Below are 12667 nucleotides of genomic sequence, written 5' to 3'. Positions count from 1 at the left end.
TACCGTTCTATCATAACACAGCTATTCGTTTGATGAGACCCATACGACTCCTTTTTTCTGCAATTCGGTTACCCATTCTTTTGGGGCCGGCACATCGCTGACAATAAGATCGATCTCTCTCAAATCTGCAATTTTGTAGAATTGCACAAGCCCGAACTTGGAGTGATCGCAGAGCACAATATTTTGCTTGGCATATTTCATCATTTTCTGCGTCAGTTGGCCTTTACTTTCTTCGAAGCCTGTAATCCCTTTGTCCAACATCATGCCGTCCACAGATAAAAACGCTTTATCCGCGTTGAAATTTTCCACCATCTTCTCAGCCAACAGGCCTGTGACCCTGGAATGCAGGGCATTCACCTTACCGCCAATTAAAAAGATGTCCCCGTTGAACAATCCTTTGTTTTTGTAGTCAATCAGCAGGTACAGGGCAGGTATGGAGATCGTTAGAACTGTAAGGTTTTTCTTGTTTAGCAAATAATCGATGATATGCAGGGTCGTAGTACCGTCATCGATGAAAATGACGTCATTATCCTCCACGAGGGTGGCTGCTGCCCGTCCGATTTTCCTCTTCTCATCCGCGTAAAGCACCTCCCTCTTCAAATGTGACGGCTCGTCTCGGGATAAATTAATTTTGACCGCGCCGCCATATACCCGTTTCAGCTTATTCTCATCTTCCAGCTCTTCCAAATAACGACGTATCGTCTCAGATGAAACATCCAGAGCTTCGACCAGCTCATTCGTCTTCACTTTGCCATCCAAATTCAACTGATTGAGAATATAATTCTTTCGCTCTTCACCAATCAAAGACATAAGGTTAGACCCTCCAATTTATGCATCACATTTTGCATGATAGGGCTTTACTTCGGCATTTGCCAAGCAGCCGTGCGTTTTTTTACCTTTTTTAAAATGAACTCATAAGACAAACGAACGATAATATTCGTTCCAACGATCAGGGTAGACATTGCCGCTGCGGCAGCTACGTCACCTGCATCTTCCATATTCACTAAAGCAACAGCCGCAAGATTCATATCAGCAGCCCGGAGGAATACAACCGCAGACACCGTAACCATGGAATTAACGAAAAAGTACATGGCGATTTCGATAATGGCCGGAAGGGACATGGGCACCGTGACCCGCAAAAATGTTCGGTAGAAAGGAACACGCATAGACTCCGAAACGAGTTCGAATTCCTTGTCCAGCTTTTTCAGCGCAGTTGTAGCCGTAATAAAGGGAACTGCGTAGAAATGCGTGATGTTCGCAAGCACGATGATCGCCATTGTGCCATAAATCCAATTCAGCGGATTGCTGGAATTATTGAAGAAGAAAATGTAGGCAAGGCCGATAACCATACCCGGAAGCGCAAGCGGTAAAATCGACAAAAAGTAACCGACTTGACGCAACCCTTTCATCGATCTGGTCTTTTCAATTAAATAAGCAAAAACAAAAGTCATGATCGTCCCTACCACCGCTGTGATGAGTGAGACTTGCAGTGAATTCCAAAACGGTTCCAGACCTGACCCTGCCACACTGGAAAAATCATAATGTTTGAAGCTTAAACTGACATTGTACGGCCACACCTTCACTAAGGAAGCGAATACAATTGTGAATAACGGCACCAAAATAGCAATCGAGACGATGATACAAAATGTACGATAAAATCTGTCCCGAGCTCGTCCTTCCGGTACCCGATAGGGCGTTGACTTGGAAGAGAGCAGCGAACGTTGTTTGCGCTCTACGAATCGGTCCACAGCAAAAGCAATGATAGCTGGAATTGTGAGCAGGATCCCTACTGTCGCACCCATGGACAAATTTTGCTGGCCGATAACCTGTTTGTAAATATCCGTGGCAAGCACGTTAAACTTTCCACCGATTGCCTGCGGAGCTCCGAAATCCGTAAAGCTGGCTGTGAAACAGACGAAAATGGCGCTGATGAGGCCGTACTTAACGGAGGGCAAAGTCACCGTGAAAAAAGTTTTCCATTTATTCGCGCCCAGCGATTCCGCGGCCTCATACAGTCGCTGATCGGTCATTGACAAAGCTGTGATAAAAATCAGAAAAGCTTGAGGAAATAAGTAAATCACTTCAGAGATAACGATCCCAACGGGACCATAGATCGGTATCCTTATACCAGGCAAAAGTCCGAAAAAACCGTGCGTAACCATGCCTTGATTCCCAAACAAATAAGTAAGCGCAATCCCATGCATCATCGTCGGTTGAAAAAGCGGCAATAACGCAATGTAGCGGAAATAACTTTTGCCCCGAATAGCCGTACGGCTAATTCCATAGGCATACGCGAATGCGAGAATAACAGCAAGTACGGTAGATAGAACTGAAATCCAGATCGTGTTTGTTAACGATTGAAGTAAGGAAGGCGTAGAGAAATATTGGACAAAGTTAGCCAATCCAATAAACTCCTCATTCTTATTTAGCAAAGATTTGCTGAATAAGAGGATTAACGGAATCAGAGTGCTAGTTGTTAAAGTGAGCACGAGCACGACAATCAACACATTTTGTAATGTAAAAAATGCTCCTAGGTGACGGCGGATCGGCGGATTCATGCTGACGATTCCCTTGTTCATTTAGGCACCTACCATAGAATCAGCTGGGAATGTGATCATCTTTTCCTGCGGGAATTCAACGAAGACCTCGGCATGTTTGGCAAGCCTCAATTGATGTGCAGCTTGTGAAGATACATCTACGGCAAGCAGTACATTTTGGTAGCTGCTGCCCGCTGCCAGCTGGAGCGTCACTCGGTAGAAAGGTCCGCGGAACTCGACATGCTTGACAACCGCTTTCACTCCTTTGCTTGACCCAGAGGCTGACAAGCGAATATGCTCCGGACGAATGGCAAGACTTCTGTGTTGGGCAAGACTTCCTTGCTCCCCGTTTTCCAAGAAATTAATCGATCCGATAAAATCAGCGACAAATGCCGAATTCGGCGCTTCATAGACTTGTTCCGGCGTTCCCATTTGCACAACTTCGGAGTTTTTCATCACCACAATGCGATCTGCCATCGTGAGCGCTTCCTCTTGATCGTGCGTGACCATCACGGTTGTAATGCCAAGCTTGTCCTGCAGCTCGCAAATTTGCTCGCGCAGCTTCACCCGAACTTTGGCATCTAACGCGGAAAGAGGTTCATCCAGCAGCAAAAAATCTGGAGACAGTACAATAGCGCGAGCCAATGCCACACGCTGCTGCTGTCCGCCGGACATTTGCGCCGGGTAGCGATCGCGGAGGTGCAGCAGATCCACTAAGTTCAAGACTTCCTTTACCTTCTCGTCAATCTCTTTTTTCTTCCATTTCTTGCCTTGCAATCCATAAGCTACATTCTGATAAGCCGTAAGATTCGGAAAAAGCGCATACGACTGAAACACCATGCCGAAATTTCTTTTCGCTGGAGGCAGCTGGGTAATGTCCTTCCCGTCTACCGTAATCCGTCCTTGTGTCGGTTTCTCTAATCCTGCAATAATGCGTAGCAATGTTGTTTTACCGCAACCGCTTGGGCCTAATAAACAAATGAACTCATTTTTCTGAATATCAATATGAATATTGTTCAAAGCGCTGAAAGATCCAAATGTTTTATTTACCCCTTGAATGGACAAGTAAGCTTGTGTCATGATCAAGCAGCCTCCTTAGTCTTATTAGCTCTAGTATAAGTGTGATATGTTATCGCTTTGTAAAAAGGTGATACAAGGATAAACAACTTTGTCGTCCTTTTAGGACGAGCGCGTTTGTCAGGGTAGATGCGAAGCTAAAGTATAAAAACTTATACTTTCTTATCTACAAAAAAGGCTGCTGCAAGCATGGTTCGCAGTCAGCCTTTTTCTCGGTTTGCCGTTTATTATTTTGGTTCGCTTTTCGCATTGAAGCGCTTGTCCCACTCAGCTAGAACACTGTCACGTTTTTTCGCAGCATCATTCAGATCGTTTTTGATAAGCTGTTTGACCGGATCTACGCTGTAACCATCAGGAATTTTGGCAGAATCTGTTTTGACCGCAAGGATCGCATAGTTTTTGTTGTATTCTTTCATCACATCATCCGTAATCGCCCAATCCAAGAAGTCTTTCGCTACTTGTTTCACGACCTTCTTCTTCATCAAAGCATTAGCTTCAACGTCCCAACCGGAGCCTTCTTTCGGGAATACAACTTCAACCGGTGAACCGGCTTTCTTCTCTTGAATGCCGCGGTAACCAAAGGAAATACCAATTGGATATTCGCCAGTACCGGCTAATTTAGCAGGTTTGGAACCGGAGTGAACATACATCGCAATGTTGTTATGCAATTTATTCATATAATCCCATGCAGCGTCATTGCCTTTCAATTGAACCAATCCGGAAACCGTTAGGAAACCAGTCCCTGAAGACGAAGGATTCGGCATGGTGATCAGCCCTTTATATTCCGGCTTCACCAGATCCTCATAAGATTGAGGAATGGCCAGCTTGCGCTTCTCCATTTCAACTTTGTTCACGATGAACGCTGTTTCCCAAGCATCGATACCCACCCAGTGCGTTACTGCATTTTTGTCTTTAAAATCAGGAAGAATTCGCTCTACGCCTTTTGGCGCGTAAGGCTCTAACATGCTGTTCTGGTCAAGAACGAGCAAGCTTGTTGCCGCTAAGCCCCATACTACGTCTGCTTGTGTATTGTCTTTCTCAGCAAGTAATTTCGCTGTCACAATTCCGGTGGAATCACGAACAATGTTGACTTTTACATCCGGATATTTCGCTTTGAAAGTCGTGAGATAAGTTTTGATTTGATCATCTTCCAAAGCCGTGTAAACCGTTAGATCCTTGCTTTTTGTATCCACTGTTACATCTGCGCTTGCTGCTGGAGCAGCACTTGTCTTCGCTCCGTCCGTACCAACCGCTTTCCCGCCGCAAGCCCCTAACATTAAAGCAACTGTCAACAACGCTACTGCACTTCCCAATGATTTCTTCATCTTCTTACTCCCACCTTCATTCGAATTATCGGTTTGAATGTCTATCACCTGATAAATAGAGTATAATTTAGAATTGTAAAATCAGTATTAAATACACGTAAATTATTTGTATTTATATTTTATTTGTTGTTTTTAAGTTGTTTTCTAAAATAACTGTCTTTCGATACCTTGCAGCAGACGTTCAATGTCGGATTGATGAATATCGCCGATGTTGCCGATTCGGAACGTAGCCGCAGCTGTTATTTTGCCTGGGTAGATAACAAAGCCCTCTTGTTTAATGCGTGCATAGAACTCATCAAAGGAAAACACAGGCGAATCCGGATATAAGAAGGAAGTAATGATCGGCGACTGCAGCTCAGTCGGAAGCAAGGGTTGCAGCCCCATCCGCTGCATGCCGGCAACCAACGTTTGTTGGTTACGGGTGAATCTTTCGAATCTGCGCGCAACGCCGCCTTCTTCCTCCAACTCTTGGAGCGCTTGATCAAATGCCCGAACGGTATGCGTTGGCGACGTATAACGCCATTTGCCGCTACCTTGCTCCATAGTCTCCCACTGATCGTAGAGATCTAATGACAAGGAACGTGCTAGTCCTTTGCATTTGAGCAGTGATTCTTTACGCGCAATAATAAAACCAAAACCAGGCACGCCTTGAATGCATTTATTGGCACTGCTAATTAAATAATCGATGCCTAGTTCCGCGATATCAATCGGGATACCGCCAAAAGAGCTCATCGCGTCGAGAATCAGCATTTTGCCGTATTGCTTGGCAATGCGGGCAACATCAGCGATCGGATTCATCATGCCCGTCGTTGTTTCCACATGAACAACCGCCACGTGTGTAATCGACGAATCCACCTTCAGCACTTCCTCTAGCTGCTTAACATTCACCGGCTTCGTTTCCCCCGCATCCAGAACGATCGAGTAGATGCCGAGAACATCTGCGATTTGGGCAATTCGTTTGCCATAAGCTCCGTTAGCCAAAACAAGCAGCTTACCGTCTTTGGGAATCACAGATCCAATGACCGATTCAACACTGAACGTTCCGCTTCCCTGCATTAGCACGGTTGTGTAATCATCCGGTTTGCTCGAAGCCATTGTCACTAATCGGCTGCGAATCGACTGGACGAGTTGATTATAATCTTGGTCCCATGTGCACCAATCACGCAGCATCGCTGCTTTTACTTTTTTACTCGTCGAAAGAGGACCTGGTGTAAGCAATAAATAAGGATTATCCGGCAATTGATTCATCGTTGTTGTCATGGACGTTCACCTCTTTGAAGTTTTTGATTAATAACCGGAATAAGCTGATCCAACTCACCAATGGTTTGGATGACATAATGAGCGCCTTCTTCTTGGAACTTAGACGTGACTGCTTCCACGCGCACCTTTAGAATGTCAGGATCACAAGCTTCCACTTCCGCTTCGCTCATTCCCAGTTCACTACTTCCTAGTACTACACCAATTGTCCAAGTGCCGGCGTTGACGCCTTCCCTTATATCGCTGACCGTATCGCCCACCTTCATTACGTTGTACATAGGATACACGTTCAGAGCAGCCGCGTTCTCGTAGATCATCCAAGGATATGGACGTCCTGCGGGCACATCATTTGGGGTAACCAAGTGGTCCGGCGCATACCCGCGCTTTTTCGCTTCGACCGTGACGATCGCCATCATCTCAGCGGTGTAACCCGTGGTGGAGCCAATTCGAATGCCGTTTTGACGTAAACGTTCTGCGAGTGCAAGCGCACCAGGGACCGGTTCAGCATATTCATGAACTACAGCTAGCATCATCGGTTCAAAATCTGCATAAAGTGCGTCAACGTCCGTTTCCTGCGGCAGTTGACCATAGCGTTCAAGCCATAAGCCGGCGACACGCTCCATTTTTAAAATTTCGCTGATATGATCGCGTTTGAGAAGTCCCATCGGCGCTCTCGCTTCTGACAAGGTGATAGCAATCTCTCTTTTTCGGAAGACCTCCATAAATACGTTAAGGGGAGCAAAACATCCATAGTCCACCATCGTCCCCGCCCAATCAAAAACAACTGCCTGTATCATTGAAACCCTCCTGTATGACTCTTTTACTTGGTATTTGAGCACCTTTTGTTGGTTTTGGTTGCGTCTATAGGTACATAATAACCCTCATTTGTAATCGCAGCGTTAAATGCATGTAAAATTTGTGTTTTTAATTTGATTTAATTTGATTTAGTTGTTTCACCTTCGTCACACTCGAAATTCATCCTTCAGGTTTCTGTTGACTTCCTTGTTATTATGTTGGAAATTAAGGGTAGGACATTGGGAGGGATCATAGAAATGAAGCCGATCAAAGCGATTATTTTCGATTTGGATAATACGTTATTGTGGGATGAAAGAAGTATCCAGGAAGCATTTGAAGCGACTTGCGAGTCAGCGGCAGCTTCCGTGAACGTAAACCCGTCTGAATTAGAGCACGAGGTGCGTGCATTATCCGAACGTTTATTTGAGGAAATGGCCTGTTATGACTATGCTAAAATGATTGAAGTCACCCATTTGGAAGCGCTGTGGGGAAGATTTGATGCGAAAGAGCATCCTGCTTTTCTGGAACTGGGCCAATTAACGCCAGAGTTTCAAAAAAACACGTGGACGCAGGGCCTGCTCAAACTAGGCGTTGACGATCCGGAGTTAGGTGCAACGCTTGCGCTGAGGTTCGCTAAGGAGCGTCGGGAGCGTCCGTTGGTGTATGAAGCCACGTTCGAGGTATTAGAGGCTTTACGACCGAAGTATCGGCTGCTTTTGTTGACGAATGGCGCTCCTGACCTGCAGCAGGAGAAGGTAGATAGTATTCCGGGGCTGGCGGATTACTTTGATCATATCTTGATTTCCGGTACCTTTGGCCGTGGGAAACCTGATCCATCTATTTTTGAGCATGCTTTGAAGCTGCTTGGTGTCACGGCGAAAGAAGCACTTATGGTCGGTGATAATCTCGATACAGATATCAAAGGAGCTTTAGCAATCGGCATGCAAAATGTGTGGATCAATCATCATCAGCGGACGGCGCCGCCGCACAACTTGCCGAGCCATGAAATCGCTGCACTAGTGGAACTGCTTGAAATCGTGCAGCCATGAAAAAGGACTTTCCCAACAAGGTCTAGTTTGACCTTATTGGGAAAGTCCTTCTTATATGCCCATCGGCGATTCATACCTCGGGCAGATTCAATTCCTTGCTGTTGCTAAGCCCATCATACAACGCCTGCTGCCTGAGCACTTTATAAAGCTCAGCCTTGGTCGAATGATCATACGGCATGACAAACAGAACGCCGATGCCAAGTGCCAGGAAACCTAGGATATACCATCCAAGGAAAGAGAGGTCCAGGACGAACATTTTCCATTTATGCCCGTTCGTCATCCGGTTGCTAAGCTCAACCGCCCGCTTCGTACCAATCCCCGGATTGTCTCCCAGAAGAAAGGGCACCATGCTGTATGCATAACCTTTTACAATTCCCGGAATGATCAGCAGCAAAAACCACAGAAAGTTGAGAAAGTTTTTCCAGAGCATTCCCTTCACAATAGCTAGATATCTGCCTTTTTGAAACGAGTAGACCAGATAATTCATATTCACATCTTCAGAAGCAGCCTGTTTAAAATATTGCATAACGCTCACTTCGAAAGGTGCTGTAACAAAAACATGAAACGCGATGGATGCAAGGATAAGGAAAATAAATAACAAGATCGCTCCAACAACGACAGCAACAAATACCGGACTGTTATAAAAATCGGTCCAACTGTCGTGACCGCCGGTCAAGGGGAATTTGACCGAAGTTCCTCCGTTCGAATTAAAGGAACAGCTCGACACCCCTCCGCTCAGCACCGCTAGCAGCAGGCTTACGAGAAAAGCCTTCCAGTAGGACGTTCGCAAGACTTGCTTGGCTCGTCCCTTTAGTTCTCTTCGCGTCCAGTCCAAGAAATCACACTCCAATTTCCACATATTTACTAACTATCCTACAACAGAATGTCCAAAAGTAGAACCCCATCTGCCAATGAAAAAAGGCACCCGTAGGCGCCTTCTCATCCTTAAAGAATCTTATATTCCGGTTTCACCTTCGTGAAATGCGGGTTTTTCCCTGTGACCATGAGGCCCATACCCCAGTCAAAATGCGTTTTCTCCGTCGGAAAATCGCTCGGATCACGATACTGGAACAACACGTTCCGTCTTGTTCTTGAACTCCGATTGGATTCCGAGCCATGAATCGTCAAGTAGTTAAAGAACAGTACATCGCCGGCTTCAGCCACACAAGGCGTGCCTTCTTTGACGGGATACTCTTTGTGGTTTAAGTAATGCTGACCCACGTGCGGAATGCTGCCTGAGCGGTGCGAACCCGGAATCACTCGCAGGCAGCCGTTCTCCTCATCCGCATAATCTAAATGCACGCTTGCAGCAAGCATCGTATGTTTCTCATGCGGAAAATAAGGATGATCCTGGTGCATCGGGAAGGCAGCACCGTTTTCCGGCGGCTTCACGAGCATTTTGGAATGATGAAGCTGCACGTTAGGACCAATGATTTGCTGCAGCACAGCCGCCATATTGGGATGAATCACAGCACGCATGAACGCAGCATCGTGATAGTGCACATCATGGAAGCCTTTTAAAACCAGCTTCTTCAGCTCTTCCGGTGGAAGGAAGTCGCCCCTCCATTGGTCATTACGGTCTGCCTTGGCCTCAGCGGCACGAATGATAATTTCTTCTACAGCTTGTCTCATTTCCTCTACTTCTTGCTGATTAAATACCCCTTTAACAAGCAAATACCCATTTTCTTTATAAAATTCTACATCCTCACGAGTAATCACTATTCATTCCTCCATCATCGAAGTTGATTATAGACCGCTTTCTTATCTATAATTATAAGGAATGAGAGTGAGAACTGTCTTTTTCTGCAAAGGACAGCTTTTTGCAAAATAAGGACATGAAGGATGAGGCATATGTACATGTGCAAAGAAACCAGATCCCTGCTGAACGAGGTGGCAACCGTCATTCATGGACCTGCGGCATGCTTTAAAATTCAATATTGGGGCGTAGATCCATGCCTATTCGATAACCAACCCCATAAACATTCTTTCTTTGAAATCTGTTATGTCATTAGCGGAGAAGGCGAATATACCGAAGAAGGTGATCTCTACCCGCTGCGCGCAGGCACGCACTTTTGCTCCAGACCCGGCATCAAACATCAAATCCGCACCCAAAAAGGGCTTTTTATTCTGTTCGTCGCATTTGAATTGGATGAAACACAAAGTGAAGATACGATGCGGGATGCCTTTCAGGATCTAGCCGAGCATGCCGAGGTTTGTCTGTATGATGGTGACCATCACCCGACGGCCCTCTTGTGGAAATCACTTTTGATTCGTGAGGATCATGGCAGCCTGCCTGTTGCCGCAGTTCCAACCTTAGCCTACACACTTCTCGTGTCGTTTCTCAGCTTATTTGGTAAAGAGACCGGCAAACCTATGGTCATCCGTAAAAATACGAACATCCTGCTGCAGCGGGCCAAACTCTATATCCGCGACAACCTGTCTCAACCACTTCACCTTAGCGATGTCGCCGGCTATCTCAATGTTTCCGAGCGCCATCTTTCGCGCTTGTTTTCCGAAGGGATTCACGAAACCTATACGGATTTCATCCGCAGTGAGCGCATACGCCAAGCAGCCCACCTGCTGCTGACAAGTGAGCTGTCGATTAACGAAATTGCGGAGGTTACAGGCTTTTCATCCGTTCATTATTTTACTCATACGTTCAAACAAGAAAAAAAGCTACCCCCCGGCAAGTTCCGCAAACAGGAACAAACCAACAGGTAGCAGCAATGGCTATCGTGCGTCGGATCGGCTGTAAACCAGCGGGTTAAGGGCGGTTGCCGCCAAATCGCCGGGCTTAGCGCCGGGAAACCACGTTTTCAAATCGCTTTCGCGCGCTTTACTATCCGGCTCCGCAATACGCAGTCCGTCCGCATAATAGATGACCGTCATCACTTTGCGCATGGCATCCGTCGGGTTCCCAGGCGCGCTGTGCAGTGTCCACCCGGCATGAAAGGTTGCATCTCCGGCTTCCATAGCGCCATGGGACATCGTTTCATACCCTTTACCTTCAATATAACCGGCTAATGTGCGATGGGATTCATCGGAAATCACCATTTTGTTAATGTAACCAATGCGGTGAGACTCAGAAGCAAAGGTCATGGAACCTATTTCTTCGGAAATAGGCACTAGCGGCATCCACATCGTAATCGTTTTATCTGTATCCAGTGGCCAGTAGATTTGGTCTTGATGCCATGGGGTGTGCCCTCCATGAGGTTCCTTGTACAAAGCCTGATCATGATAAATGCGCACGCCTTCTACGCCCATCAATTCCGCTGCGATTTTGGCAAATCTTTTGGCCAATACGAACCTGCGAGCCGCTTCGTCTTTTTCCCACAAGTTTGAGATTTGGATAAAAGCCTTGCCATACGTATCACGCTGCTCAACCGGTTTGTTATGATAGTTCAGTTCCTTGACCAAATCCGTAATAATCGGCTCATAAGAAGTAATTTCCGATGGGCTAGCGACCTCCCGAAGTAAAATATGCCCTTTCTGCTGATAGCTTTGTATCTGCTGTTCCGACAAGATATAGCTGTCTTCCAAAGAAGGTAACGATTGGATATGGCTTGTTTCTTTCATACTCATCTAGGATCACCTCAATTTGTATAATTATAGCTTTATTATAGGGTTCGAGTTGACCCAAATCTTTGTCAAACAAGGTTATATTATTGTCAAAAACAACTGAAGTGGAAAGGATCTTCGATGCTAAGCGATTTTCTGAAACTGCATCCCATCGTGCCATTCGTTAGACAAAGCGACTTTGCCGTTCGTAAACCATGGTCTTACCCGGAGCGCAGATTACTTGATTATTTATTGGTCTACATTCAAGAAGGCACTTGTTGTTTCCATGTCGATCATAAAAAATATATATTTAGCGCAGGTCAGTTTTGCCTTGTGCAGCCAGGCAGCTTGCTGTCTTTGGAAGGGTTAACGAATACCGTTACGCCGTATATTCATTTTGATCTCAGTTTTAACCCTGAACGTGAGCACAGTTTTCCTACCCGCCCAGGACAAATTGATTTATCAGCTTATAAGCATCTCTTACAGCCAACCATCAGAGACTTGTACGGGGTGGAAATGCCTGTGCAAGTTGAACCGTCCAAGCCGTTAAAACTGAAAGAAACACTGCTGCAAGTTATCGAGCAAGCCGAGAAGCAGGATCCGCTCATCCAACTTAAGACGCAGCATCTGGTTACTGAGATCATCCTATCTCTATTAGAGAGCTACTATCAAGCACCCTACACAGCGTCGCACTCGTTTGATTGGATTACTTCCTACTTTTCGCATCATTTAAGTGATCCTATCTCCTTAGCGGATATGGCGGCACGAGCGAATCTGTCGATCTCCCGATTCAGCATGGTGTTCAAACAGCGTTATGGCATCTCCCCTCACCAATATTTGATGAACATGCGGGTGAATCATGCCAAAGAATTGCTGACCCATACGGATCTTAGTCAGGAATCCATTGCCAGCTATTGCGGATTTGCGGATCTGCATCATTTCTCCAAAACCTTCAAGAAACGAACCGGTCTAACGCCAGGAGAGCTGAAAAAAAGCAAAATCCCCTTCATTCGAGCTTAACCACTCGAAAAAGGGGATTCTTTATTTCTTGGTTATTTCCTGGGAAATC

General features: G+C 45.9%; 12 protein-coding genes. 3 read left to right on the top strand and 9 right to left on the bottom strand.

Annotation, left to right across the window (positions count from 1 at the left end; genetic code table 11):
• Positions 1-21 precede the first annotated feature (21 nt).
• The 6 genes from AC3WTJ_RS21040 to phnX all read right to left on the bottom strand — a co-directional run bounded on the left by AC3WTJ_RS21040 (position 22) and on the right by phnX (position 6993).
• A complete protein-coding gene (locus AC3WTJ_RS21040; protein ID WP_492523492.1) occupies positions 22-810 on the bottom strand; it encodes a DeoR/GlpR family DNA-binding transcription regulator in 789 nt (262 codons plus the stop codon).
• Positions 811-857: 47 nt separating this feature from the next.
• A complete protein-coding gene (locus AC3WTJ_RS21035; RefSeq protein ID WP_492523491.1) occupies positions 858-2579 on the bottom strand; it encodes a putative 2-aminoethylphosphonate ABC transporter permease subunit in 1722 nt (573 codons plus the stop codon).
• Positions 2580-3617 (bottom strand): putative 2-aminoethylphosphonate ABC transporter ATP-binding protein, encoded by a 1038-nt coding sequence (locus AC3WTJ_RS21030; protein ID WP_492523490.1) that lies wholly within the window; start codon positions 3615-3617, stop codon positions 2580-2582.
• Positions 3618-3841: 224 nt separating this feature from the next.
• Entirely contained in the window at positions 3842-4939 is a 1098-nt protein-coding gene (locus AC3WTJ_RS21025; protein ID WP_492523489.1) for a putative 2-aminoethylphosphonate ABC transporter substrate-binding protein, read from the bottom strand.
• A 144-nt stretch (positions 4940-5083) separates the two neighbouring features.
• Positions 5084-6178 carry a 2-aminoethylphosphonate--pyruvate transaminase gene (gene phnW / locus AC3WTJ_RS21020; RefSeq protein ID WP_492523674.1) on the bottom strand — a complete coding sequence of 365 codons (1095 nt, stop codon included), beginning with the start codon at positions 6176-6178 and terminating at the stop codon, positions 5084-5086.
• 17 nt (positions 6179-6195) lie between these two features.
• Positions 6196-6993 (bottom strand): phosphonoacetaldehyde hydrolase, encoded by a 798-nt coding sequence (phnX, locus tag AC3WTJ_RS21015; protein ID WP_492523488.1) that lies wholly within the window; start codon positions 6991-6993, stop codon positions 6196-6198.
• 255 nt (positions 6994-7248) lie between these two features.
• Between phnX and AC3WTJ_RS21010 the strand changes: the two genes are divergently transcribed.
• Entirely contained in the window at positions 7249-8040 is a 792-nt protein-coding gene (locus AC3WTJ_RS21010) for an HAD family hydrolase (RefSeq protein ID WP_492523487.1), read from the top strand.
• Positions 8041-8110: 70 nt separating this feature from the next.
• Here the strand turns inward: AC3WTJ_RS21010 and AC3WTJ_RS21005 are convergent, their stop codons facing one another.
• Both AC3WTJ_RS21005 and AC3WTJ_RS21000 read right to left on the bottom strand, forming a co-directional pair.
• A complete protein-coding gene (locus tag AC3WTJ_RS21005; protein ID WP_492523486.1) occupies positions 8111-8875 on the bottom strand; it encodes a DUF975 family protein in 765 nt (254 codons plus the stop codon).
• 110 nt (positions 8876-8985) lie between these two features.
• Positions 8986-9759: a phytanoyl-CoA dioxygenase family protein gene (locus AC3WTJ_RS21000; protein ID WP_492523485.1), complete on the bottom strand. Its 774-nt coding sequence runs from the start codon at positions 9757-9759 to the stop codon at positions 8986-8988.
• Positions 9760-9897: 138 nt separating this feature from the next.
• Between AC3WTJ_RS21000 and AC3WTJ_RS20995 the strand changes: the two genes are divergently transcribed.
• Positions 9898-10761: a helix-turn-helix domain-containing protein gene (locus AC3WTJ_RS20995; RefSeq protein ID WP_492523484.1), complete on the top strand. Its 864-nt coding sequence runs from the start codon at positions 9898-9900 to the stop codon at positions 10759-10761.
• A gap of 9 nt (positions 10762-10770) precedes the next feature.
• Here the strand turns inward: AC3WTJ_RS20995 and AC3WTJ_RS20990 are convergent, their stop codons facing one another.
• Positions 10771-11622, bottom strand: coding sequence for a phytanoyl-CoA dioxygenase family protein (locus tag AC3WTJ_RS20990; protein WP_492523483.1), 852 nt, complete (start codon positions 11620-11622; stop codon positions 10771-10773).
• A gap of 117 nt (positions 11623-11739) precedes the next feature.
• Here AC3WTJ_RS20990 and AC3WTJ_RS20985 point away from each other — a divergent pair, with 117 nt between their 5' ends.
• Complete coding sequence (locus AC3WTJ_RS20985; RefSeq protein WP_492523482.1) at positions 11740-12618, top strand: helix-turn-helix domain-containing protein; 879 nt, start codon at positions 11740-11742, stop codon at positions 12616-12618.
• The last annotated feature ends 49 nt before the right edge of the window (positions 12619-12667 follow it).

This window comes from Paenibacillus sp. FW101-FHT12H11 (genome assembly GCF_058790355.1).
This window is presented reverse-complemented; position numbering and strand designations above follow the sequence as displayed.